The organism is Microcoleus sp. S13_C5 (assembly GCF_036700845.1).
Lineage (GTDB): Bacteria > Cyanobacteriota > Cyanobacteriia > Cyanobacteriales > Microcoleaceae > Microcoleus.
Genome location: NZ_JAUBPR010000093.1, coordinates 1 through 26,673, shown reverse-complemented (window position 1 = coordinate 26,673; position 26,673 = coordinate 1). Strand labels below are relative to the sequence as shown.

The 26,673-nt window shown below is 46.5% G+C and carries 18 protein-coding genes; 12 read left to right on the top strand and 6 right to left on the bottom strand.

The features are described 5' to 3' along the window. Positions 1–623: 623 nt before the first annotated feature. The 3 genes from QUA04_RS21255 to QUA04_RS21245 form a co-directional block, all read right to left on the bottom strand. Positions 624–2,924 (bottom strand): DNA phosphorothioation-associated putative methyltransferase, encoded by a 2,301-nt coding sequence (locus QUA04_RS21255; RefSeq protein WP_333260311.1) that lies wholly within the window; start codon positions 2,922–2,924, stop codon positions 624–626. A 203-nt stretch (positions 2,925–3,127) separates the two neighbouring features. Continuing rightward, positions 3,128–6,544 carry a response regulator gene (locus tag QUA04_RS21250; RefSeq protein WP_333260308.1) on the bottom strand — a complete coding sequence of 1,139 codons (3,417 nt, stop codon included), beginning with the start codon at positions 6,542–6,544 and terminating at the stop codon, positions 3,128–3,130. A gap of 124 nt (positions 6,545–6,668) precedes the next feature. Further along, positions 6,669–7,100: a response regulator gene (locus QUA04_RS21245; RefSeq protein WP_333260305.1), complete on the bottom strand. Its 432-nt coding sequence runs from the start codon at positions 7,098–7,100 to the stop codon at positions 6,669–6,671. A gap of 260 nt (positions 7,101–7,360) precedes the next feature. Here QUA04_RS21245 and purC point away from each other — a divergent pair, with 260 nt between their 5' ends. The 10 genes from purC to QUA04_RS21195 all read left to right on the top strand — a co-directional run bounded on the left by purC (position 7,361) and on the right by QUA04_RS21195 (position 17,881). Continuing rightward, on the top strand, positions 7,361–8,089 hold the full coding sequence (purC, locus tag QUA04_RS21240; protein ID WP_333041222.1) for a phosphoribosylaminoimidazolesuccinocarboxamide synthase: 729 nt from the start codon (positions 7,361–7,363) through the stop codon (positions 8,087–8,089). Positions 8,090–8,273: 184 nt separating this feature from the next. Next, positions 8,274–10,670 carry a BamA/TamA family outer membrane protein gene (locus QUA04_RS21235; protein ID WP_333260302.1) on the top strand — a complete coding sequence of 799 codons (2,397 nt, stop codon included), beginning with the start codon at positions 8,274–8,276 and terminating at the stop codon, positions 10,668–10,670. Between the two features lie 168 nt (positions 10,671–10,838). Continuing rightward, a complete protein-coding gene (gene lpxC / locus QUA04_RS21230; protein WP_333260299.1) occupies positions 10,839–11,696 on the top strand; it encodes a UDP-3-O-acyl-N-acetylglucosamine deacetylase in 858 nt (285 codons plus the stop codon). An 82-nt stretch (positions 11,697–11,778) separates the two neighbouring features. Continuing rightward, entirely contained in the window at positions 11,779–12,300 is a 522-nt protein-coding gene (fabZ, locus tag QUA04_RS21225; RefSeq protein ID WP_333260297.1) for a 3-hydroxyacyl-ACP dehydratase FabZ, read from the top strand. A 219-nt stretch (positions 12,301–12,519) separates the two neighbouring features. Next, positions 12,520–13,314 (top strand): acyl-ACP--UDP-N-acetylglucosamine O-acyltransferase, encoded by a 795-nt coding sequence (gene lpxA / locus QUA04_RS21220; RefSeq protein WP_333159474.1) that lies wholly within the window; start codon positions 12,520–12,522, stop codon positions 13,312–13,314. A 41-nt stretch (positions 13,315–13,355) separates the two neighbouring features. After that, positions 13,356–13,958: a Uma2 family endonuclease gene (locus tag QUA04_RS21215; RefSeq protein ID WP_333260295.1), complete on the top strand. Its 603-nt coding sequence runs from the start codon at positions 13,356–13,358 to the stop codon at positions 13,956–13,958. Between the two features lie 9 nt (positions 13,959–13,967). Beyond that, positions 13,968–15,140 (top strand): lipid-A-disaccharide synthase, encoded by a 1,173-nt coding sequence (gene lpxB, locus QUA04_RS21210; RefSeq protein WP_333260291.1) that lies wholly within the window; start codon positions 13,968–13,970, stop codon positions 15,138–15,140. 136 nt (positions 15,141–15,276) lie between these two features. After that, entirely contained in the window at positions 15,277–16,539 is a 1,263-nt protein-coding gene (locus QUA04_RS21205) for a DNA cytosine methyltransferase (RefSeq protein WP_333260288.1), read from the top strand. Between the two features lie 377 nt (positions 16,540–16,916). After that, positions 16,917–17,261: a BON domain-containing protein gene (locus QUA04_RS21200; RefSeq protein ID WP_333260285.1), complete on the top strand. Its 345-nt coding sequence runs from the start codon at positions 16,917–16,919 to the stop codon at positions 17,259–17,261. 242 nt (positions 17,262–17,503) lie between these two features. After that, positions 17,504–17,881 carry a DUF4278 domain-containing protein gene (locus QUA04_RS21195; RefSeq protein WP_333260283.1) on the top strand — a complete coding sequence of 126 codons (378 nt, stop codon included), beginning with the start codon at positions 17,504–17,506 and terminating at the stop codon, positions 17,879–17,881. A 110-nt stretch (positions 17,882–17,991) separates the two neighbouring features. Here the strand turns inward: QUA04_RS21195 and QUA04_RS21190 are convergent, their stop codons facing one another. After that, entirely contained in the window at positions 17,992–18,246 is a 255-nt protein-coding gene (locus tag QUA04_RS21190) for a hypothetical protein (RefSeq protein WP_333260280.1), read from the bottom strand. A gap of 172 nt (positions 18,247–18,418) precedes the next feature. Between QUA04_RS21190 and QUA04_RS21185 the strand changes: the two genes are divergently transcribed. Both QUA04_RS21185 and QUA04_RS21180 read left to right on the top strand, forming a co-directional pair. Next, entirely contained in the window at positions 18,419–21,898 is a 3,480-nt protein-coding gene (locus QUA04_RS21185; protein ID WP_333260277.1) for an NACHT C-terminal alpha/beta 1 domain-containing protein, read from the top strand. Positions 21,899–21,922: 24 nt separating this feature from the next. Further along, a complete protein-coding gene (locus QUA04_RS21180; protein ID WP_333260275.1) occupies positions 21,923–22,243 on the top strand; it encodes a DUF433 domain-containing protein in 321 nt (106 codons plus the stop codon). Between the two features lie 12 nt (positions 22,244–22,255). Here QUA04_RS21180 and QUA04_RS21175 read toward each other — a convergent pair whose 3' ends face one another. Further along, positions 22,256–23,437, bottom strand: coding sequence for an RtcB family protein (locus tag QUA04_RS21175; protein ID WP_333260272.1), 1,182 nt, complete (start codon positions 23,435–23,437; stop codon positions 22,256–22,258). A 386-nt stretch (positions 23,438–23,823) separates the two neighbouring features. Next, complete coding sequence (locus QUA04_RS21170; protein WP_445242350.1) at positions 23,824–26,571, bottom strand: efflux RND transporter permease subunit; 2,748 nt, start codon at positions 26,569–26,571, stop codon at positions 23,824–23,826. Positions 26,572–26,673 lie beyond the last annotated feature (102 nt).

The following is a 26,673-nucleotide window of genomic DNA, read 5'->3' as shown; positions in this document are numbered from 1 at the left end:
TTCTTTGAACACAACTTGATATTTTTTATTATATCATATTAGTTGTTTGTGTAATTAATTTTGTTTGACTACTTATATCCCACTCTGAGATTGCTGTGATTTCTTACCTGTCCCAACTCCATACACCCTTGGTGACTCACCATTGCTAGCTTCTCGAATCGGCCCATATAACTGTCTAGGAATTATATGAGCCTTTATGAGTTTTTTTTCACGTCCACAAAGCTTACAAATAGGCATTTATTTTTGGAAAATCAACTTAGCTGGATTAAAGAAAAGTTCTGGCTACGTCTATTATATCAAGAACTCAGCGGCATAACCTTCCGAATCAGTGGCGGCAGACAACATTCAACTCGCCACCGAGAGCTCCCTTTCGTCCGCTGGATTGGGGTTGTTAGCCTGCCGAGCGTTATGCTGGCTTTGTTACGAATGCTGGATAGGTTTTGTGTGCATCTGCATCAATCCTAACTCCTACAGACATTTGCTGTTGGGCACTTTCTCCTTGTGCCTGAAACCAAGCGAATGTTTCAGGATTGAGTAACCAGATTGTGAGACGAGTTTTTCCAGGTAATATTGGATCGATCGCCCTCGCTTACCCTGACTAAAATCATAATCTGCTTCCATGACTATTCCTCTCCCTCTTCTTGTCCATCCTCTGCGCCCTCTGTGGTTCCTTCACTCTTTCCTACATTAACCTCACTTTTTTTATGCTGGCGTTCCGACGCAGCTTTTTGCAGCATTTTTAACCTTTCGGGGTCAGCATTCGATCGCCAAAACAACTTATGATCCTTAATTTTAACGCAATTTGCTTCTAAACACTTCACCCATTCCCGATGTTTCTTAACTGCGCCACGATCTAGAATCCCTAACTTTTCTTCTTGGCGGGTGAGTTTCGCAAACTTTTCGTAATGGGGATAACTAGCAGTAACAAAAGCTTCTTTTTTAACTAAAATTGGCGGGTTGTACACATCAGAATAGTCTTGATAGCTCACAGAAAGGTCGCGCAAATCTATGTGCATAGAAGTGTGAAGGGCTGGATGCGGGTTAGTGTCAAAATCGGGATAAAATAAATAAGAAATTTGAGGTTTGCGAGCGTGAAATTTGATGATTGTAGCGCCGTCAAGCCTGCCAATCGTGCGGTTGGCGCAGCCTTCGTAGAGTCGCAGCAAAGGGTCAAGTTCTTCTAATGCAGAGACGTGTACTGAAAGGGAACCGGGCTGTTTGTAGCCGATCGCACTATCTTCGCAGCAGTCAGCCACAATATCAGGTTTGCTCAGACTGTATAGCATTAAATCAGCCAAAGTGCAAGCTTTTTGATAATTGTCAAACAAACCTTTGATGTCGTTGCGGATTTGAGCCGGGAGTCGGCGGATTGAAGGCCGATCGCCCAAACCGTTGAGAGCGAGATATACCAGCAAATCTTGGCGGCGCTTGTCGGCAATTTTCTCCCAATCATCCGCATCCGTTGCTTGCAAAATGACTCTCCAAGCGCGATTAAAACTGTGAAACTCCTCCTTAATCGCCGATTCTTCCGCTAGTTCGCCTTTAACCGGAAGGCGGCCTCGATCGCTCACAAAAGCCATCAAAGGAGCCAGCATTTCCGCATAATCCTCAAACCGCTTAACTTGCGATCGCACTCGGGGAGTCGATAAGCGCGATCGAAACCGAGAAGCGCGAAAACCTTCACCCTCCGCAGCATCCCGAAACACAAAATAAATCCCCAAAGCAACAGGAATTGCATCCACACTCAAAACTTGGTCAATATAAACCTTCAACTCTTCTTGTTCGTAATACTTCTGAAAAGTATTCCGAGAAGTAATCACCCCATCCCCGTAAGCAATTTGACCTTGTTGGCGATCGTCAATCAAAACTTGAGCTGCTACCACTAATAATTTTTTAGTCAATCCCCAAGCATTCAGCAAAGCTTCTCGTCGTTCCGCCAAAGATTCAATGACATTAATCACATAACCAATATTCACAATATCAGCACAAATTCGTGGAGTATCCGGCTGATAGTATGGGTCCCAACCAGAAATAGCATAACCCTCTTGTGCAATATATTTAACATCCCCGCCGTAACCGCAACCGTAATCAAAAAAAGTCGCCCCGTCCCTCACTAAATCAGCTTCTAAAACCAGACGCAGGGGTTTAGAAAGCGAATTGCGTACCATTGCAGCTTTGTGCCGCTCGATCTTAGGAATTGATACCTCGCTATTCTCCTGTTTCAAACGCTCGACAACAGTATGATCTTGGATTTCTACACCGCAATATCCCAAATATTTGAGCCAACCCTCGCGAGTGCCGATAACGCTAGTATTGTCAAGCAGCCCCCACTTTTCTTCGCAGCGAGTCAGCCGCGCAAACTTTTCGTAATTGGGATAATCCGCAGCTACAAAAGTTTCCTTACGGTGCAAAACGGGGGGATTTTCGCTGTTGCTGTAATCAAAATATTTAACTTCCCCTGTTGCTAGATTAATCTGGATGCTGGTTTGCAAAGCTGGATGAGCATCTGTATCGAAATCAGGGTAAAAAAGATAAGATATTTTAGGTTGATGGAGTGAAACTTTAACTAAAGTTGCTTCATCGATATTTTCGAGAGTGCGTCTGGCACAATTTTCGTACATTCCCAGGACAGGGTTGAGTGTCTGCAAAGCCGAAACGTGAACGTAAAAAGCCGTCGGTAATTTTTTACCAACCTTGCTTTCCCGACAGCAGCGAGCCACTTTTGCCACCAGATTGTCAACACAAAAGTTATTCATTTCCTCGGGTGAGTACGGTACTGCCTTTACAGAATTTTTCTCAGAAATAGCTTCTTTTTCATACAATAAAACTTCCCGAGCAAAACTCATCAAAGGCGTTAGCACTTTTTCATCTTTTTCTAATGAATCGCTATCTAAAATAGTGTTTGTACTGGTATCGTAATTCATAGCTAAATTAATTATTTTTTTAATTAACCGCAGAGAACGCAGAGGACAAGGAGTGAAGAAACAAACAAAATTTTTCTAGATTTTCTATATGTAGGATGCACACTCCGTACCGTACCGCTTTATTTCTTAGTCTCTTAGAGAGGGACTTCGTTTTTGTAATGGGGCTTTTAATCGACTAATATCGATTCCCAGCGAGTAAGATATTAACCAAACATTCGAGTTTCCACAAATTCTTGAACACGGGCTAAATGACTGGACAAACTCACTAATATGTTCTCAACCCTCTCCATCTTTGACAACTCCACCCCTGGTGGTTCAGATTGAAAGCCTCGCGCTTGATGCTCCAATTGTGTGGCCAAATCCGACATCAGAGCAACTCCCACGTTAGCCGAAGTTCCCTTGAGACGGTGTGCTTGATATTCCACAGCTTGCCAATCTTTAGCTTCTACGGCTCTTTTGGCAGCAGCCAAATCAGCTTGCGCGTCTGCCACAAAAGCTTGCAAAAGTCGCTCGGGCAATTTAATATTAACTCGTCCGAGTTGCTCCAATCTGCTCTTGTCGAACAGTCCGTCATAGTCTCTATGTTCCCAAGTTTGAAGTGCGATCGCCCTTGGTGTCGGCAGAGCCACAACCTGCGCTTTTTCGACAACTTCTGTATAATTTGTTGCTAATTGAGATTTATTTTCCGAATTAATACTTTTAACTCCATACTTATTTTCACCCTCAACCTTTAGGGCTTCATACTTTTTCAGGGCCGCCGCCAAAGCATCTAAATCTACAGGTTTGCTGAGATAATCGTCCATCCCCGCCGCCAGACACTTTTCTCGTTCCCCCGGCATAGCATGAGCAGTTAAAGCCATCACAAAAGTATGCCGATCGCTTCCTTCGATTTGCCTCAACTTTTGCGCCGTTTTGTAACCATCAAGTACCGGCATTTGACAGTCCATCAGCACTAAATCATAGCTTTTTTTTGCCAGCAAATCCAGCGCTTCTTGACCATTGACCACGCAGTCAGCCTGATACCCTAAAACGGCCAACTGTTCGACAAGAACTTGTTGATTGATCGGGTGGTCTTCCGCCACCAAAATTCTCAGCGATGACGGCGAATTGGAAGTAATATATTGAGAATTAACTGGTGGCAACTTGCAAGTATTAGCAGCCTCCACTCTCCCAAAATCTCCCATTCCCTTCACCGACACCTGCAAAGCCTCAAGCAGACGGCTTGGCCGCACTGGCTCGATCAAATATCCGTTAAAACCCCGACTGCAAAGCGCTTCAGCCTTCGGCTGTTCCCGCAAAGCAGTCATGGCGATTAACGAGCCAACTATAGAGGTCGATCGCACTTTCCTAGCAAATTCCTCCGCATCCAACTCCGGCATTTGCAAGTCCACAAGCACCACATCCCAGCTTTTTCCCCCCTCCCCCGAATTCTGAGAAATCCCGCCCTGGGCATTGTTCAACCAACTCAAAGCCTCAGCAGCAGTTTCTGCCTCATCGCAGCGAGCGCCCCAACTTTGAGCAAGCGATCGCACCGCTGCCCTCCTCAAAGCGCTTCCCGATACTACTAACAGCTTCTTGCCCGCAAGTTCGGGCTCGTGAGCCTCAACTTGCAACTGTTTTTCCAAAGGTACAGTAAACCAAAAAGTCGAACCGCTGCCTAGCAAACTGCGAACTCCAATCTCACCTCCCATCATGTCCACTAATTGCTTGCAAATGGCCAAACCCAAACCCGTCCCGCCGTAAGGTCTAGTAGGAGAATCGTCTACCTGAGAAAAAGATTGGAACAGCTTTGTTTGCCCTTGGGCCGAAATTCCAATGCCAGTATCCCGCACCGAAAATAGTAATCTTGCCTCTTGTCTACCGTCTGCCAGTCGGTTGCCCTGTTTCACTGTTACGTGAACTAGAACTTGACCGCTATCCGTAAATTTTATGGCATTACCCGTCAAATTCAGCAAAACTTGCTTCAATCGGCCCGAGTCGCCTACCAACTTTCTCGGCACTGAGCTGTCAACTAAAATATTCAATTCAATACCTTTTTCTTCTGCCAAATGCGCTATGATTTCTATCACAGACTCAACGCAGCTATCCAAATCAAAATTAGTCTTTTCCAGCCGCATTTCTCCCGCTTCTATCTTAGAGAAATCGAGGATATCATTAATAACATTCAGCAAATGCTCAGCACTGCGGTAAATAGTCTGAGCACAGTCCCGCTGTTTCTGTTCCAGAGGAGCGCGCAGCAGCAATTGAGCCATTGCCAAAACCCCATTCATCGGAGTGCGAATTTCGTGACTCATGTTGGCCAAGAATTGCGACTTCACCCGGCTCGCTTCTAAGGCAGTTTCCCGCGCTTCCACTAGCTCATTAATCTTGTCGGCAACCATCACGATTCCCCCGACTTTCTCGTCTGGATCGTACCAAGGGTGAGCAGCCCACCGCAGGTACAAAACAGATCCGTCGGCTCGTTCCCAGGCATCTTCGCTCACAGAAACTACCTTGCCTTTGAGCACTTCTTGGTACATTACTTTCCAGCGATTCGGCGTATCTGGAAACAATTCGTAATGGCTAAAATTATTGAGGGACGGCAACTCCAAATTAAATTGGCTCATCCATTTTTTAGAGTTAGCCATATAGCGCATTTGTGTATCGAACATCGCCATTGCTACAGGCACGCAAGTAATAATTTGTCTCAGTTGCTGCCGCTCCCTTTCCAGAGCATCTTCCGCCTGTTTCCGCTCAGTAATGTCGCTAATCATGCCGGCCATTCGCAGCGGTTTGCCTTGGGAAGTCCGCTGAGCTTTTCCCTGAGAAGTGCAGTAGCGGTAAAGACCGTTCGAGTGTAGCAGCCGGAATTCTACATTATAGTCTATTTCTTGTTCCAAGTGAGCGGCGATCGCCGCGACGATTCCCTCCTTGTCATCGGGGTGCAGGCGGTTGTATAGAGCGTCCATAGTCCTGCCAAATTGCTTTCGCGACAAACCGATAATTTCCAAAAGGCGATCGTTCCAATAAACCTCATTTTTACTTAAATCCCAATCCCAAATTCCGTCGTTCACTCCTTCTAAAACTAACCTGTACCTTTCCTCACTTTCCTTAAGTTTTTGACTGGTATGAAACGCCTGAGATTCGGCGCGGTAAACGCGCATCGCATTGTATAAACTGCGAGACAAACTCTCGGGAGAAAGCTTGTTTTTAGCTATATAATCAGAAGCTCCCGCCTTCATCAATTCCACAGCAATTTGTTCGTCGCCTTGACCTGTAAGCACAATTAAGGGAACTTTCAGCCCCGCTTCTCGTAGATGTTTTACCAAACTCAGTCCGTCTCCGTCCGGCAATCCGTAGTCGAGCAATACGCAGTCAAATTTGCACTCAAATATTTGATTTAATAGCAGCCCCTTTTCTGTCTCCTCAACCTCCCTTAAAGGTTGAGATTTATTGTGTTTGGAGAGTTTTGCGGTAGCCTGGGTAGAATTTTTGCTAACCGAGAGTTTTGTCAGGGCATCCGCGCAATCTTCTGCCTCAGTAACTTCTGCCGAAACACCAGCGGACTTGAGCGAGCGTTTGATCGCCATTCGATCGACTGCATCGTCATCAACTATCAGAATTGTGAGAATTTTGTCCATAACAACCGAATTGTGGATTACTCCGAAAAAGCTGCAGTCTGGAAAAAAGAATTAAAACAACTGCATCCCTGAAAAATCACCAAGCCACATTAAAAAATAAATTTTTTATTAAATTTCGCCTAGTTTAGGGAATTTCACTCAGCATCCAGTATCTGTTTAGGGTAGCCATCACTTCCACAAAGTTAGAAAAAGTAACAGGTTTAAGAATATAGCCCGCTACATTCAAATTATAAGCTTTTACTTTATCTCTATCTTCATTAGAAGTCGTGAGGACGATTACCGGAATCGACCTCAAACATTCATCCATTCGCAATTCTTGCAAAAACTCGATCCCGCTCATTCTCGGCATATTCAAGTCCAGCAAAATCAACCGGCGCTCTTGAGGCATGGGAGGATCTATTTTTCCTTCTCCACGCAATATAGCTAGAGCTTCTAATCCATTGGCAGCAATGTAGAGGGGGTTGACGATGTTGTTTTTTTTGAAAGCTCGCCGGACGTTCATCACATCAACCTCATCATCTTCTACCAAGAGAATATGAATTTTTTTGTCTTGCATAAATCAGCCATTTTATAGATGTTTTTTAAGCGCCCGTCTCATTGGCGAGGTTTACTCAGCACGGATCGCGAACCCAGCAGGTTTAATCTCTATTGTCCTTTGTCAAGAATCATTTATGCCGGGGCCGATGACGGTATCTACCTACAGGTGTACTCGCCCCTCATGCTCTGAGGGGCGCAGCCGAAATCCAAAAACTCGCCAATAACGCCCGATCGAGCTACGGTAAAATCTAAAACTCATCTACATTATTATTAATCGCCATGTCAGCCGATCGCAAACTCTACGAAGGCAAAGCCAAAATCCTCTACTCCACCGAAGACAGCGAAATTTTGCTGACCCACTTCAAAGACGACGCCACAGCCTTTAACGCCCAGAAACGCGGCAGCATCGTTGGCAAAGGCGAAATCAACTGCGCCGTATCCGCCCACCTGTTTCGGATGCTAGAAGCCAAAGGCATTCCCACCCACTTCATCGACACGCCCGCACCCAACCAAATGCGAGTCTGTCGCGTCCAAATCTTGCCCTTGGAAGTCGTAGTCAGAAACATTGCCGCCGGCAGTCTTTGCAAGCAAACCGGACTCGCCCTCGGCACAATAGTTAATCCGCCGCTGGTAGAGTTTTATTACAAAAACGACGATTTGGGAGACCCGCTGCTAACCCGCGACAGGCTGCTGCTAATGCAGCTAGCCACCCCCGAACAAGTAGACCAACTAGAAATCGCCGCCCGCGAAATTAACGAAATACTCAAAGAATTTTTCAGTCAGTGCGGCATCACCCTGGTAGACTTCAAACTAGAATTCGGTATCGACCAACATCAAAATCTGATCCTCGCCGACGAAATCAGTCCCGACACCTGCCGCCTCTGGGACAACGCAGAAGCCGACCCCGACGCCCGTGTTATGGACAAAGACCGATTCCGCCGCGACTTAGGATCGGTAGAAACCGCTTACCAGCAAGTTCTCCAACGGGTTCTCGCTCAGAAAGTCTAGAGGCGTTGGTAATGCGCTAGAATTGCACAGTTTGTCACCCTTCTCTTTCGATGTCAGCAATCAGCGGTCAACAGTCATCAATTAGCGGTCAGCGCGAAATTCCACCGACTTATATAACTAATGACTAATGACTAATGAATAATGACTAATGTGGTGTGTGGATTGCCCAAAAAAGTGAACAAAAATGCGTTTATCTGCTGTATTGGTGGCAGTTTTTACTGCCTCAGCAACATTCGGGTTATCAAATTCGGCAAGTGGCCAAACATCCTACTCTGAATCAGCAGAGGAAGCTTTGGCTGCCGTTCCGCCCGCCCCGTCGATCGAATTACCTGATCGCCCCATTCCAGAATTAACCCAAAATCCTCCTCAAAACCGCAAAGCCGCTAAAACAGGCAAAGGGGAAGCCCTAAAAATAGCGGAGGCCCCTGCCAGAGGAGAACCCAACGACCAACCCCCAGACCGATTCACAGACACGCCTTCGCCTGTTTCCCCTGCCAGCTTTCAACTCAAACCCGAGCTAGCATCCAACCCCTCCCCCGCCTCTAGCAGCCAAAACGCCCTGCCAGAGGCGCAACAGGAAAGCTCGCTCCCCCCCGACGAATCGGCTGTAACGCCCGCCTGGATCGCAGCAGAGCTAGGGAAACCAGAGGTATCAGGGACGATCGCTCAAAACGCCCAAGTTACCCCCAGACCGGCCCCGACCAGGCCGGCCCCGACCAGACCGCCGGCTAACACCGTTCCCCCATTGCCCCCTGGCCCAGCACCGCTGCCCAGACAAACCCCCGCACCCGCCGGGGCGGCAGAACCGCAAGTGCTAGTTGCCGAAGTTACCGTCACCGGGGCGACGGGAGACTTGGAAAGCGAAATTTACCGAGTCATCAGCACCCAACCGGGACGCACGACCAACCGCAGCCAACTGCAACAAGACATCAACGCCATTTTTGCCACAGGCTTTTTCAGAAACGTGCGGGCAGTACCGGAAGACACCCCGTTGGGCGTCCGGGTGACTTTTATTGTGCAGCCAAATCCAGTGCTGCGGGGAGTGACAATCACCGGCCAGCAAGTGCTGCCCCAAAGCGTAATTGACGAAAGCTTCCGCGATCAATACGGCAAAATTCTCAACCTCCGCCGCTTTGAAGAGGGAGTGAAAAAAATTAATGCGTGGTATCAAGAGAACGGCTATGTTTTGGGCCAAATCACTGATGCCCCGCAAGTAGGAGACGACGGCACTGTCACGCTGGTAGTGGCAGAAGGCCAGATCGAATCGGTTGATGTCCGCTTCCTGAACAAGGAGGGAGAGGCAACAGATGCCACGGGTCAGCCGATCGGAGGAAACACCCGTCGCTTTGTCATCACCCGCGAAGTAGAACTCAAGCCCGGAGACATCTTTAACCGCACCAAGGCGGAAAGAGATTTGAGACGGGTGTTTGGTTTGGGAATTTTTGAAGACGTACGACTTGCCTTGGAACCGGGAACGACTGACCCCCGCAAGGCAAGGGTAATTGTCAACGTCATTGAGAAAAATACCGGTTCTTTGGCGGCGGGTGCGGGTTTGAGTTCCGCGACGGGTTTGTTCGGCACGCTGAGTTACCAGCAGCAAAACTTGGGCGGCAGAAACCAGAAGTTGGGCGCTGAGGTGCAAATCGGGGAACGCCAAAATCTGTTTGACTTGAGTTTTACCGACCCCTGGATTGCGGGCGATCCTTACCGGACTTCTTATACGGTTAATGCGTTTAGAAGACGATCGATCAGCGTGATTTTTGACGGCGGCGAACGGGAAGTCAGATTGCCCAACGACGATCGACCCCGCATCAATCGCACCGGCGCCGGCATCAATTTCACCCGTCCCCTGTCGCGCAATCCTTTTGCCGATTCTGAGTGGACTGCTTCACTCGGTTTGCAGTACCAGCGAGTCTCAATTACCGATCGCAAAGGCAGGCGCGAATCCCGGGACGAACTCGGCAACCTGTTGAGTTTTAGCGATTCGGGTTCGGATGACTTGACAACTTTGCAAGCAGGTGTTGTGCGCGATCGGCGCAACGACCCCCTCCGGCCCACTAGCGGTTCCCTGCTCAGGTTTGGGATGGAACAATCGATTCCTGTAGGTTCCGGCAGCATCCTGTTCAACCGCCTGCGGGCCAGCTACAGCTTTTACCTACCCGTCAAGTACACTAACTTTACCCCCGGGCCTCAAACCCTGGCATTCAGTTTTAGGGGCGGCACAGTATTCGGAGATTTGCCTCCATACGAAGCCTTTGCCTTGGGCGGCGCCAACTCGGTGCGCGGATACGACGAAGGCGACCTCGGAGCCGGTCGCAGTTTCCTAGAAGCCAGCGTAGAGTACCGTTTCCCGATTATTTCATTTATCGGCGGAGCGCTATTTTTGGATGCTGGCACTGACTTGGGCACGGGCAAAGATGTCCCGGGCGACCCGGCGGGTATCCGTGGAAAGCCCGGTAGCGGTTACGGTTACGGTCTCGGCGTGCGGATTCAATCTCCTTTAGGACCGATCCGGATCGATTACGGTATCAACGACACTGGCGACAATCAAATTCACTTTGGAATTGGTGAACGATTCTAAGTTGGCAGTTGGCAGTTGGCAGTTGGCAGTTGGCAGTTGACAGTTGAGAGTTGACAGTTGGCAGTTGACAGTTGAGAGTTGGCAGTTGACTACTAACTACTAACTAATGACAGTGACAGTTGACTACTAACTACTGACTACTGACTACTAACTAATGACTAATGACTAATGACTATTGAACGTACCTTAAAATCTGAATTTGAACTGTCGGGAATCGGTTTGCACAGCGGCGAACAAACTCGCGTCCGAGTTTTGCCTGCGGAGGTTGGGGAAGGCCGCTATTTTGTCAGAATTGACTTGCCTGGTGCTCCGATAATTCCTGCAAAAATTGAGGCAGTTTGTCAGACTGCACTTTCGACTGAACTGGCAGGTATCGATGCTCAAATTCGCACTGTAGAGCATTTATTAGCCGCTTTGGCGGGGATGGGAGCGGATAATGCTCGAATTGAGGTTGATGGGCCGGAAGTGCCGCTGCTGGACGGTTCGGCTCTGGTTTGGGTAGAGGCGATCACCCATACCGGCTTAGTTCATCAAGAATCGAAGCAAGACCCCACTTCCTCCTTCGTCCTAGAACAGCCAATTTGGGTGCGCCACGGGGATGCTTTTGCAGCGGCTTTACCCTCAGCCGAAACTCGATTTAGTTACGGAATTGATTTTGAGGAACAGGCGATCGGCAATCAATGGTACAGTTGGTCGCCAGAAGCAGAAAGTTTTGCTAGCGCGATCGCCCCAGCCCGCACTTTTGGACTTGCTCGCCAAGTTGACCAATTGCGACAAGCAGGTTTGATCAAAGGTGGTACCCTAGAGAACGCCCTAGTTTGCGATCGATCCGGCTGGCTCAACCCGCCTTTGAGATTTGCCAACGAACCAGTGCGCCATAAAATCCTAGACTTAGCAGGCGACCTCAGTCTGCTCGGAACTTGGCCAAAAGCTCACTACTTGGCTTACAAAGCCAGTCACAACCTGCACGTCCAACTCGCCCAAGCCCTGAAATCGGAAGCTCTAGCTACGCTAGATAAAAGTTAGGAAAAAACAGGTGATCTGTTAAGATTGCATCTTCCTTCTTCCTTCTGCCTTCTGCCATACCACACTCAAAAGTCTTCAAGCAATGTCCACGCTGACTGAAGTTAACACCCCCAATACTGCTAATTCTGAATCCGTCCCCACCAACAACGGTGAGGATTCTCCAGCGGTTAAATCTACTTTTACTCTCGAAGAAGTTCAGAAATTATTGCCTCATCGCTATCCTTTTGCACTGGTTGACAAGATTGTTGATTACGTGCCGTCCGAGAAGGCTGTAGGAATTAAAAATGTAACTTTCAACGAACCGCATTTTCAAGGGCATTTTCCCGGACGGCCGATTATGCCCGGAGTATTAATTGTCGAAGCGATGGCTCAAGTTGGCGGTATTGTTCTCGCTCAGTTGCCCGACATCGAGCAAGGATTGTGGATGTTTACGGGAATTGATAAAGTCAAGTTCCGTCGTCAGGTTGTACCGGGCGATCAGTTGCTGATGACTGTAGAATTGCTGTGGGTAAAACGCCGCCGCTTCGCAAAAATGCAGGCTCTAGCTGAAGTAGACGGACAAAAAGTTTGTGAAGGAGAATTGACGTTTTCGATGGTAGATTAAATTGGGAATTAGTGAGGGCTTGCGGGTAGTTTTAAGTTATGAGTTTGGAAGTTAAATTGAAACCGCCAAGCGTTCCTCGGAACGAAGCAATCTTAAAATTAAAAAAATGCCTTCTTCCCTCTTCCTTCTTCGTTCAACATCCATCCGTTTAATCGGTTTAATCCCTTACACTGCGCGTTGCCAAACTTCCTTCCCACTTACCAGCAAAAAAACTGACAAATGCTTACTTTGATTCACCCAACTGCTGTGATTCATCCCGGTGCTGAACTTCACCCGACTGTAGAAGTGGGAGCTTATGCTGTAATTGGGGAAAGAGTGAAAATCGGGCCGGATACTAAGATTGGCGCCCATGCAATTATCGACGGGCTAACAGAAATAGGCGCTCGCAATCAAATTTTCCCCGGTGCGGCGATAGGTTTGGAACCTCAAGATTTGAAATACGAGGGTTCTCCGACTAGGGTGAAAATTGGCGACAGCAATCAAATTCGGGAATATGTGACAATCAACCGCGCTACTGGAGCCGGGGAAAGCACGACAATTGGCAATAATAATCTATTGATGGCTTATGTTCATGTGGGACACAATTGCGCGATCGCCGATCGAGTAATTATCGCCAATGCTGTAGCCTTAGCCGGACACGTTAAAATCGAGTCTCAAGCCCGCTTGAGCGGTGTTTTGGGCGTTCACCAGTTTGTCCACATCGGCCGCTTGTCTATGGTGGGCGGCTTGAGCAGGATCGATCGAGACGTACCTCCTTATATGCTAGTCGAGGGGAATCCTTCGAGAGTGCGAGCAATCAACAAAATAGGCCTCGAACGCGCTGGTTTTACAGCAGAAGATTTGCTAGTTTTGAAGAAAACTTTTCGTATTCTATATCATTCTGGCTACACTCTAAATCAAGCTTTGGAACAGTTGGATTTGTTGCCAGAAAACGCCCATTTGCAGCACCTGCGGAGATTTGTGCAGCAGTCTATAACGAAAGGGCGGCGCGGTTTGATTCCTGGCAAAAAGTAAATGAGGTAGAATAAACCTATGAACTAAGCGACTGTTGCCCTATGAATGTATATACTTCAGTCAAATCTACATCCCCTGAAACAGAACAAGATGGCTGGATCAGGTTCTCAGATGTTAGTTGGGAGCAATTTGAAGCTATAGAAGCAGCTTTTAAAGATTTCAGAGGTGTGAAATTTTTCTATCTCGATCAAAAACTGCAAATTATAACTGTCTCGCCCGAACACGAAATAATCAAGAAAACTCTCTGTATGCTCTTAGAGGCATATATGAGAGCAAATGGGATTCGATTTTACGGCAAGGGCGGGCCGACTCTGGGTGACAGAGAATTAGGCGGTAGAAAAGAGCCGGATGATTCCTATGATATAGGAACGCAAAAAATAGTCCCAGATATTGCTATTGAAGTGGTAATTACCAGTGGCGGGATAAATACTCTAGAATTCTACAAAAGATTGGGCGTTCGGGAAGTTTGGTTTTGGCAAAATAGTCAGTTATCTCTCTATTACTTAACAGGTGAAAATTATGAGCAGATGGCCAGGAGTACATTCCTTCCCGCTCTGGACTTAGAATTACTGCTACGCTGTGCTAATATGCCCGATCAATATGATGCTGTTACCGAGTTATTAGCAAACATCTCACCTGTATAAAGTCAGAATATGAAAATTTTTATCAGCACTGGTGAGGTTTCTGGCGATTTGCAAGGATCTTTGTTAGTTGCAGCCTTAAAACGTCACGCTGTCGCCGCCGGTTTGGAGTTAGAAATAACAGGATTGGGCGGCCCTCGTATGGCAGAAGCTGGGGTTACTATTTTAGGAGATACTGTGGGCATTGGTTCTATGGGCCTTATAGAATCAGTGCCGTATATTTGGCCAACGATCCAAGTTCAGCAAAAAGCTAAACAATATCTCAAAAACTTTCGCCCCGATGCGGTTGTATTGATTGATTATTTGACTCCAAATCTCGGTATTGGCAGCTACATCCGCCGCTATTTGCCTGATTTGCCGGTGGTTTGGTACATCGCACCTCAAGAATGGGTTTGGTCGATTTCTCCTCGCAATACTGATCTGATTGTCAATATTTGCGACCAACTTTTGGCAATTTTCCCCGAAGAAGCTTGTTATTATCAAAAAAAAGGAGCCCAAGTGAGTTGGGTTGGTCATCCTTTGGTGGATAGAATGCAATCTGCGCCCAGCCGGGAAGTTGCCCGCAAAACTTTGGGAATTGAGTCGGAACAGGTGTCGATCGCCCTAATTCCCGCTTCCAGACACCAAGAACTCAAGTACCTGATGCCGGTCATATTTGAGGCCGCTCAAATTATTCAAGCTAAATTGCCGGAAGTTCATTTTTGGATTCCGCTTGCTAACAAAGCTTTCCGTAGCAAAATCGAACAGGCGATCGAGAATTACGGTTTGCGGGCTACTTTGTTAGAAAATCAAACTCTGGAAATCTTGGCTGCTGCCGATCTGGCGATCGCTAAATCTGGTACTGTTAATCTGGAGCTAGCTTTGCTCGACGTTCCGCAAGTTGTCGCCTACCGCGTCAGTCCGATTACGGCGGTTATTGCTCGCCACGTGCTGAAATTTTCGATTCCTTTTATGTCTCCGCCCAATTTGGTGCAAATGAAGCCGATCGTCCCGGAGTTGCTGCAAGACGACGCTACTGCGGAAAATATAGTGAATCACGCACTGGAATTGCTGCAAAATGCCGCTCGACGCCAGCAAACTTTGGCAGGTTATCGAGAAATGCGGGAAAGTCTCGGAGATGTGGGTGTGTGCGATCGGGCCGCTGGGGAAATAATGAAAAATGTCAAATTAAATACAGCTTCTTAAAGCAATTTTGGTATTGAAAGGTTATGTATAAACCCGGTTTCTTTGTGGATGGCTCCTTGACAAACCCAAGATTTATTACCAAAAACCCGGTTAATTTTTTTAATTTCTATTAAAGCCACTTTTTTATTGAAATGTTATGCCAAGCAATCGGAAAAAGCGACCGATCGCTGTTGATTTATTTGCAGGCGCGGGCGGCATGACCCTGGGCTTTGAACAAGCAGGTTTTGATGTACTTGCATCAGTCGAAATTGACCCTATTCACTGCGCCACACACGAGTTTAATTTCCCGCTGTGTTCTATTCTGTGCAAAGATGTCACAGCGCTTACGGGCTCAGAAATTAGGAAAAAATCGGCGATCGGGCGGCGCGAGATAGACGTAGTAATCAGCGGTTCGCCCTGTCAAGGATTCTCCATGATGGGCAAGCGCGATGTGGATGACCCACGAAATTCTCTAATTTTTCACTTTCAGCGCTTAGTTTTGGAGCTAAAACCCAAGTTTTTTGTAATGGAAAATGTGCCGGGAATTGCATCAGGAGAACACAAAGAACTCCTGAATGTTTTAATTAGCTCTTTTATGAAACGTGGCTATAAAGTAGAAGAAAATTATCAAGTTCTCAACGCTGTTCACTATGGAGTACCGCAAGCTCGCAAACGATTGTTTTTGATTGGGTGCAAAGAAGGTTATGAGCTACCCAAATACCCTCAGCAAACTACGATACTGCCGAAAATAAAAATTCCTAAACGCTATAAAAAAATTAATTTACCTGCTGTCCCGACAGTTTGGGATGCGATTGGAGATTTGCCGGAGGTGGAAGACTACAGCGAGTTGCTGCACCGAGATTGGGTAATGGCGGAGTACGGAAAGTGCAGCACTTATGCGAGTATAATGCGCGGAATTGATGGTTTGGATGATGATTATTCCTACGATCGCGAGTACGATCGACAAATCCTCTCTTGTAGTTTGCGAACTAAACATTCTCAGGAATGTATGGAAAGGTTTCATGCTGCCAAACACGGCGAAAAAGAGCCGATCAGCCGTTTTTACAAGCTGCATCCTAACGGAGTTTGCAACACTCTCAGGGCCGGAACCGACAGGGCGAGGGGCGCTTATACTTCGCCGAGACCAATTCACCCGATCGCCCCTCGGTGCATTACAGTCAGAGAAGCTGCGCGGCTGCATTCCTATCCTGACTGGTTTAGATTTCACGTCACAAAATGGCACGGTTTTCGCCAAGTCGGAAATTCTGTACCGCCACTATTGGCGAAAGCTGTCGCAGCGCAGATTATTAACGCTTTGGGCGTGGAAGCAATTAAGCCGAGTCTCAAACTAACCTGGGGAGATGATTCGTTGCTTAAACTGAATTGGTCGGAAGCAGAACAATATTATATAAAAAGTTAAGAATTAGATTTACAGCGTATATGCAGGACTACCCTCAATTAAGCGCAGGGCAAAGTCCCTGTATCAGTGAACACACTTCGATGACCAGCACAAGATGTCCTGGGTAGTTAAACAAACCGGGAATGTATTCCGGCGCGCTGTGCAGTTTTTTCAAGGTAAAAGTGGGAACTATTTCGACTACTGGTCTGCAATCCAAGGCGTAGCGTCCTATACATAAAATAGTCAAATAAACATCTGGATATCAGAGGAGATTTGAGATTGTGAAAGTCTGCCGGAAAACATTTTGATAAATTTCGCTGAGTTTTGCAACAATTAGGAGTCTTTTGGAATTCTAGAGCTATTGTGTAAAAAGTGTATTTTCAGGAGACTCAAATACTATGGGTTGGTTTAAAAGACTGTTCGGACTCGAAAAGCCTGAAGCCCCGGCTGAACCGATGGCACAAGTAGTACAGCAAGCTGCCCAATCGCAATCCATCGCTCCTGCTAAAGTCGGCCCCGACGGAAATTTTGACGAAAGCGGCCTCGCGAAGCGGGTGGCTTTAGCTTTTGACAGCGATTCAGAAGTTGCTGATATCGAGACTGTTTATGTAGCTCAGCTCAGCAGCACTGTTGTTCTCAAAGGTCAAGTTCCTAGTCAGGAAATTCTCGACAAGTTGGTGGCGATCGCCTCTGCGGAAGAAGGTGCCACCAACGTGCAAACCGATCAGGTGACAGTTGGCTAGTTCTTCCCAAGCGAAGCAGTTTCGCTCCGGGTGCTGCTCGAATTAGTCAAAAACTCGATTAAACCCGCTGCGGCGGGTTTTTTCTTGCCGTCTCGCCCTCAAAATATTAATTTTTGTAAATAAAGCGGATTCATCTCGAAAAACAGTATAATTGAATACAGAAACTAAAAAAGTTTTAGCCAAGAAAACCAAACCTGACCTGACTGCCCTTTTTATCTCCATAAATATAAGGATCAAAAAATATGAAACTCACTTATCGCGGCGCAAACTACGAGTACGACATTCCGACAGTTGATATGGTCGAAGGCGAAGTCGCGGGCAAATACCGGGGGCAAAACTGGAACTATCGGTATCCGAGACACATTCCCAACCCCAAAAAATACGGCGGCGGCGGCACAAACCATACCAAAAAGCGAGATGCTCAAGCTGGCGATCGGGATGCCGCAGTAGCTCGCGCCTCAGCGGCGGTTGAATCTTATCCAACAGTTGTGGAAGTGGCGCAAGTGCACCGGGCGAATATTTGCAATATTCTCGATCGTAGAAAGGAAGCAGCCAAGGCCAAGGGCGATGAAACACTGCTGCGCTTGCTAGAAATTGAGTCGAGACAGATGGTCTGTTAGAGAAAAGCTTCAGAAAACAAAGCGTTTGTCAAGAGGGGGAAATCGAGTTAAGCTCAATTTCCCCCTTTTGATGCTGTTTGTGCGATCGCTTTTGCAGCCTCGAAGCGATATCAATCGTCGGGATTTTGGGCGATGCGATCTTTTTTAATGCGATCACCCTTCTCAACACTCTTTCGGGTGCGATGGGTTTTGACGATTAACTCAATACCTTGGGTTATCATCCAGGGGATAACATCGAGGGCTGGTTTACCTGAAAGCACATCGAGATTGCCCTTGATGCCGATAATGGCTGCTTGCAGGATAAATGCACTTGTGATCGCTTGGCGGATGAACTTTTGTCGATCGCTTTGGCTGTTGTTTTTCATGTTCGGAAGCTTGTTTGATTAACCACATCAACAGGTTCTCTTTGGGGTTGTAAGCTTAATCAAGTCGTAGCGATCGCAGCCAAAAGTCTTGTAAAATCTGGATAGTAGGGGTTTGGGGTGGTAGAGATAATTTGGGGTAGCCCCAAACTTTGTGGTAATTTTTTGGACTTCTATGCCGCGAAATACTTACGGGCCTACGGTTAAAGAGCGGGTGAAGCGCCTGTTGGAGGCATTGCTTGCTTTCGTCGATTGGGAATTTGAGGACAGCTTTGACATTAAATCCAAGTGGGAAGCGGAAGACAGTACCAACCCGAAACTGATTGTCGAAACAACACTGGTCACTTTGGAGTGGTTGATCGCAAAAGACAAATATCCTGGCAAGTTAACTAAACCTAAAATTCGAGAAGCGCTGAACCTGTTAAAAGACTTCTTAAAGATTTTGGAGGACAACCGCACCCAAACCAAGGGAGTTGATACCTGGCATTTCACGCTGACGCTGTGGTCAAAAGATCGGGAAAAGAATCTCAAGCAGTTTGATAAGGCGTGGGAAGATAGCAGACCAGAAAAGTCTAAAGCTTTAGAGGCAAAATTCAAGAAATCTGATGCGTTTGACTGGCGAAATATTTCCCTCGCCATGCTGGAAGCACAGAAACCGCTAACCACCAATGCGTTGATGCGCGATGAGGACGATCGCTTTGAGTTAGAAGAAATCCACGTACCCCTAGCATTAGTAGAGCGCAAAAAACCTAATCTGATCCGTGGCGACACTCAAGCACAGCAAGGTTCGCGCCTGTACGAGCCCGAATACGAAGAAAAGCAGCGCTTTGAGCACGAACAGTTTTTGCTGGATATCCTCACAGAGGGGAAAGGTAAGCATAACGGTAAGCGCATCGCTATTATTGGCGAACCGGGGGCGGGAAAAACAACCCTCTTACGCAAAATCGCTTTTTGGGTGCAGGAAAACACCGAAATTTTACCGATTTCGATTTCCCTGGCCGATTTACCAGAAACCAATTCCCAGCAGCAATTTCTAGAGCAATATTTACTCGACAAATGGCTTCCAGCAGCGCTACCTTATATCTCGCTGGAAATGGTGGAAGTGACGGAAGCGCTGAAAACCGAACTGAAAAAACTGTGCAATCAGGGGCGAGTTTGGTTGTTGTTGGATGGCGTGGATGAAATGCCGGTGCAGGGAGAAGAACGCCTCTGGGCAATTTCTAACCAATTGAAAGGCTGGGTGGGACAAGCGCGGGTGGTGCTGACTTGTCGGGTGAATGTCTGGGAGGCAAACCGCAACGTGCTGGCGGACAATTTTGAGATTTATCGCACCTTGGATTTTAGTTATGGGGATAGTACAACGCCGGATAGAGTGGAGGAATTTATCGCCAAGTGGTTCAACAAAACGCCAAATTTAGGTCAGCAATTGCGACAGGAGTTAGAGGAACCAGGAAAAGAGCGCATCAAAGATTTGGTGAAAAATCCCCTGCGGTTGGCGCTGTTGTGCAGCACTTGGAATTTGTGGCGCGATCGTGGGGGTTTGCCGGATACGAAGGCGAAACTTTATCAGGGATTTGTCGAGAAGTTTTATGATTGGAAAGGCAGGGAATTTTCCACAAATTCTAGTCAGCGGGAGCAATTAAATCGTGCATTGGGAGAGTTGGCCAAGTTGGCGATCGACCAAACTGAATCCCGGTTTCGACTTAAGCACAGTCTGGTTTGTCAGGTATTGGGGAAACCGGATGAGGGGTTGTTTGAGTTGGCGTTGCAATTGGGTTGGTTGAACAAGGTTGGTTTGGCGGCTGAAAGCCCCGATGAAACAGTTTATGCTTTGTGGCATCCCACGTTTGAGGAATATTTTGCTGCTTTGGCTGTTGATGATTGGGATGATTTCTTGCCTCGTAATCATGTCGATAGTCCTGTTTATGGCAAGCGCTATCGCATTTTTGAGCCGCAGTGGAAAGAGGTGATTTTGCTGTGGTTGGGTCGAGAGGAAAAAGATAGAGAGGAGAAAGAGGAGAAAGAGGAGAAAGAGGCATTTATTAAGCGAATCATAAACTTTAACGATGGATTCAATGGTAAATTTTATTGGTATCGAGCTTATTTTATAGCTGCTGCTGTAATTGCTGAATTTAGAAGTCACTTTGCTGATGAGATTGCACAGCAGATTATAACGTGGAGTTTTGATTGTTTCTATAAAGAAGTTGGTTATTTCTCTAAAAACTTACAGGATGCTCAATTTCATTCTAGTATTATAGAGGGAGCTAGGGCAGCACTGCCGGAACCATACTACCATAAAGCTGTGGAATTTATATTGCCATTACTAGATAGAAGTAAGGCTCGGCATATGCGACATGAAGCGATCGAGACTTTAGGAGTAATCGGCACTGGTAATTGTGATGCCATCGAGGCTTTGAATAGCATAATAGACGATGGCTACGAAAATATCTGCTGTGTAGAAATAGCTTCTTGTAGCCTGGTAAAAATTACTACAGAAAATCTACAAGCAAAAGCCCTTCAAAAAATAATTAATTGGATCAATAGCGATTCTACTAAAATTGCTATATCTATTAGTAAACTTTTTATGGGAACTTTTAAAATTGATTTGGAGAGTTTAGATTTTATTATAGAAGTTTTTGCGAAACATCTAGAAAAAATTGATCCCTTTTATTCACATAATAATTGGTTTAGTGCTAAGGCTTTTTTGAATATAGCCCCGATTGATCACCCACAATACCAGTATGCTACTGACATCAAAAATATAAGCGAGGCAAGGATTAAGCAACTTGAAGATAGCGTAATAGATGCGTTGCTCAATGATATCAATATCCTAGGTTTAGGGGATATAACAGCACAAGAACTAGAATCGCAAATTCTTAAAGTAATTTATCATTTAAACTTCATTTTACGTACCAACCAAGACAAGGAATTTCAAAAGATAGCTGGTGATTGCTTAACATCAATATTGCTAGGTCAACAAGTCTCCAATCAAGCTATTTTTTTACATTTAGTAATTCAAGGCTTAAAAGATTGCCCAGATGATCGTATCCGCGAAAACTACTCAGTCATCTGGCACTGCGCCCAAAACCTCCCTTACCCCACCTTCTATGAAGCATGGCACGATTCCGCCACCACACGCGATCCAGAAGTCCCAGAAACTACCGGCGATTCTACCCCCTACGCACAAAGTTTCAACTTAGCAAACTTACCCCAAGTCCTTGCCAATGCTATTGACAACGAACCCGGTTTATCTAACAAACTAAAACTAATTTGCATCGACATCAGCAAATTCATCGACCCGGATAACCCCGCCCAAGAAATTTACGATGAGATGGTAACTCAGAATTGTCCAGAGTGGCAGAATGGCTATCCCGATACAATGCAAAAACTCAAAATTTATTGGAATTCCCTACGCCGCCCAAGCGAAATCCCCCTGTTTTTCATCTGCTACGATTCCACCGCACTCTCAGCCACCCCCACAGGATTTAGCGATTCATTTCTGAAAGCTTTAAGCAAATTCGATCGCGCGATTTGTGTGGTGTGCGAACAAGAAAATATTCCCTTGCCAACTTTTTCACCCAGCCAACCCAATTTAGTCGCTGCTGTTGTAGCATGGATTCGGCGAAGTATACTAGAAAATAGACATCCTATTTAAGAGTCGATCGACAAAGCAGCAAGTATGACACTTACAAAGACCGAGTATAAATATATAGAACTCAACGAAGACAATGTTCCCATCATAGCCGGAACTACGATGAAAGTCGTTGAATTAGTCGAAATTCAGATAGCTTATGGTTGGAGTCCAGCAGAATTACACCTCAATCATCGCTACTTAACTATGAGCCAAATTCTTTCTGCCTTAGCTTATTATTGCGATCGCAAACAAGAACTCGATGCAGAAATCAAGCGACGAGAAGAGTATGTTAAACAGGCAGAAAATGAAGCTGGCGAATCTCCTTTTGCTGCTAGACTACGTGCTCAAGGGCTATTGCCTTTGTAGCTTCCCTTACATTCACCCCTTGACACAAACCACCTGCTTCAAAGTCGCCACAACTTCCACCAAATCCGACTGCTGACTCATCACCTCATCAATGGACTTGTAAGCGCCCGGAATTTCATCTAAAAATTGCTCATCTTTCCGGCACTCAACCCCCTCAGTCTGCCGCACAAAATCATCCAGAGTGAATACACTCTTCGCTTGAGTGCGAGACATCAAGCGCCCCGCACCGTGAGAACAGGAACAGTAACTTTCCGCATTACCTTTACCCTTAACAATGAAAGACTTCGCCCCCATCGAACCCGGAATAATCCCGTAATCCTCTACATCCGCGCGCACGGCACCCTTGCGAGTCACATACACATCTTCGCCAAAATGCACTTCTTTTTCCGCGTAATTGTGGTGGCAATTCACCTCTAATAACGGCTTAACAGATTTGCCTCCCGCGACGTGCTTTTCCACAATTCGCTTAAACCGATTCATCATCACATCGCGATTAAAACGAGCATAATCTTGCGCCCACTGCAAATCGTGCCAGTAAGCCGCAAACTCCCGCGTACCCGCTACAAAATAAGCCAAATCTTTGTCAGCCAGATTAATTTCTGCCAGTTTAGCTAAATCTTTAGCAGTCTCGATATGCTGCTGTGCGAGCAAATTTCCAATGCCGCGAGAACCGGAATGCAGCATCAGCCAAACAAAGTTTTCAGTATCAACGCAAACCTCAATAAAATGATTGCCGCCGCCGAGGGAACCCATTTGTTTTAAGGCTTTATTGTTTTGATGCTGCACGCCTTGATGAAGTTCTTTAAACTCCCCCCACCCTTGCCAGTTGGTGACAGTTGTTTCTACTTCTTTGTTTTCTGAAAATCCTACAGGAATCGCCGCTTCGATATCGAGGCGAATTTGTTTGAGTTTGCCTTCTAATTTGTGAGCCTTGAATGGCATTTTAATGGCAGCCATCCCGCAACCAAGATCAACCCCCACAGCAGCCGGAATAATCGCTTCTTTTGTGGCAATTACTGAACCGACTAAAGCACCTTTTCCTAAATGTACGTCGGGCATTAGTGCGACGTGTTTGAATACAAAGGGTAAAGATGCTACGTTTGCGGTCATCTTGGTTTCTTTTTCGCCCAGGGCGTGATTTGCCCAAGATAATACTGGTTTTGGGGCTGATATGTCTAATTTTTCGTAGGGCATTTTTGTTTAAGTTTGTTTGGCCTGGTTGTTATGTAGTATTTATTGTAACACAATAAAGTTGCGGATGTCAAACACACTAATTCTCGTAGGGTGCGTCAGCCGGGAATTTCTTTTGGGAGTCATAGAATGTTTACTGACGCACCTTATCCACTAATTCTTGTGGCGTCAACTTCACATCAAATGCAGTAGCGGTATTGTTGGTAAATCCGACACTCCGACAGGGAATGAATTCCCTGTCTCATAGCTAAAGTCCTCTGAAAGAGGACTGAAATAGATCGTATTTTCCCTCAAAATCTACAGTCGGTTTTAACCGACTTTCGCTTTGAGGCAGGGGTTTAAACCCCTGCCGGATTGCGTCGAAGTGCGTAAAAAGCTGACACTACATTTTACAAGTTCGGAGTCTTTCTCGCAGCCTTCTGCACAGGAATAGCTACCGTCTGCGGTTTCTTCTTCCCTGCAAACATCCCAAAGAAATCGTGCAGCAAAATGTAAAAACACGGAATAATAAACAGCGTCAGCATAGTCGCTAGCGACAAACCCGAAAACACCACCACACCCAGCGGTTGCAAGAATTCCGAACCGTCTCCAATGCCCAAAGCTAGGGGAAATAAACCCAAAACTGTGGTAATAGTTGTCATCAAAATCGGACGCAAGCGCTGAGGTGCCGCCCTGAGAATTGCCGTCGTGCGATCGACCTTTTGATCTTCGCGAATTTGGTTCGCCAACTCCACCATAATAATCGCATTATTTACCACAATTCCCACCAGCAAAATCGCCCCCACAATCACCGTTGCGCCGATCGCAGTTTTAGTCGCATACAACCCGAAAATCCCCCCAGCCAAAGCCAGCGGCACCGTTAACATAATCACCAGCGGATCGACAAGCGAATTGTACTGCACTGCCATCACCACAAATACCAAAAACGCCGCCAAAGATCCCAAAACAATCAGCGAACTTTGCAATTCTCGGTTAGTTTCCGCCGCCGAACTCGGTATAACTCGCACTCCCTGCGGCAATTTGATTTCCGACAAAACTGCATCCACTTGTTTCAAAGCATCGCCCAAACTCGCGCCCTTATTAATATTCCCAGCAATCAGGAAAACTTGACGCTGATTGAGCCTTTGAACTTCCCCCGGTGCTTTTCCCAGTTTAATATTCGCCACATCGCTCAAGCGGATAATGCTGTTATCCCTAGCAGTTAAAGGGATAAACTTCAGTTCCGAAATCGATTGCACAGAAGCGCGATCGAACTGTACCCGCACATCAACCAAACGGTTTCCCCGTTGCAATTGCGTGGGAACAGAACCTTGAATTGCTGTCTGAATCGCCTCTCCAATTTGCCTCGCATTCAATCCGTAGATTTCCGCTTGTTCCCAGTTGGGGCGAATCTGCACTTCCGTCTGCTGCGGATCGGCATCCGGGCGAAAACGAGCTAATTTTACCTTCTTATCCAAAGTTCCCAATATCTCACGGCCGGCTTGCTGCAATATTTCTTCGTTTTCGCCTTGAAGCAGGATATCAACTTCAGCGCCGCGCACTGGCGAATTAGTTAAAACCAAACCCCGCACATTTTCGGGATTCAGGCGCAAACGAGTATTTTTTGGCAAATCAATTTTATTCAATTCTTGCGTAACTCGCTCCACAAAAGCCAATGTATTGGTGCCAGGTTTCAGCGTAATGTTGCAGCCGCCGCGCAGCAAATTTTCAACCGTATTATTGCCGAACAACAGCCCGCCCACTGTCGTCAAAGTGTATTGAGTTTCTGGTTGGCTGAGGAGAATTTTATCAGCTTCTGCCATGATTCTTTGGTTGGTTGCCAAATTTGTGCCAGCAGGAAACAAAGCAAACAATCTCGCTTGACCGGTATTAATTCTGGGCAATATTTCCTGGGGAATTTGACCGGCCATCAGCCAACTGCCACCGCCCAATCCAATAATCGCTACTGCAATGATAATCAACCGCCACCGCACTATGCCCGATAAAAATTTACCGTAACCGGCGGTAGCATTAGTAAAAGCTCGATCGAATGCGCGCAGCGGCCAAAAGTTGCTCAAACCGCTGGATACCCGCAGCGCTAGCAATCGAGAAGCCATCATCGGTACAACTGTCAATCCGACAATCAGAGAGGCGGCGACGGAAAAGGTGATGGTGAGAATTAATTCGTTGAAAAGTAAGGAAACTAAGCCGCCGATGAGCAAAAATGGCAGTACGGCAACTAAGTTTGTGATGGTGGAAGCAAATAAAGCTGATTCTAATTCTTGGCTGCTTTTTTCTGCTTGCTGCATCAACTGCTTGTTACTTAAGCCCTGCTTGCCGTTGGCACTGTTTTTATTGCTGGTTCCTTCGACAATATTCTCCAGCATGACGATCGAGTTATCGACCACAATTCCCACGCCCAGTGCCAAACCACCCAAACTGAAGACGTTGAGAGATAGGTGAAAAACTCCCATCAGGATAATCGCCATTAAAGTTGCCAGGGGAATTGCCAGCACAATAATAAAAGTTTGGCGCAGGGAAGCGAGGAACAGCAAAACTGATGCCCCCGCTAAAACAGCCCCGGTTAAACCAGAAAATACGACGTTGCTAATAGAATCGCGGATGAACTTAGACTCATCAAAAGTAGTGACGATAGTCGTGCCTTCGGGAATGGACCCGGATGCTTTTAATTCTTCTAGCCGCTTTTTTATCCCGTCTACAACCAAGATAGTATTCGCGTCCGGCTGCTTTTGAATGCTAATTTTTACGGCTGCTTTCTGATTGAGAAAGACTTTAACTCGTTCTTCTTCTGTACCGTCAATTACCTGAGCAAAATCGCGCAAAAAGACTCGTTTCGGCGGATTAGAACCCGATGCTTGAAACGAAATTTCCTGAATTTCTTTTGCATTCCGAAACCTCCCCACGGTGCGGGTTAAAGGTTCCGCTGATTCTTGTCGCAGCCGCCCGCCAGAAGTGTCGAGGTTGCGGGATTCGAGGGCTGATAAAACGTCGGAAATACTCACGCCTAAAGATTGCAAGCGATTTAAGTCAATATTTACTTGAATTTCTTCTTGCACGCCGCCGGCAACGTCAACTGCAGCTATTCCTGGAATTACGTTTAGTTCTCTGGATAATTCTTCGTCGGCAAATACGCGCAAATCAACTCCTTGCAAGGAGTCGGAAGTGATACCAATTTAATATGAAGCTGCATAGAATAGGGCTTCAAGAATAAAATTGTAAGATGACAACGAACTAATTTG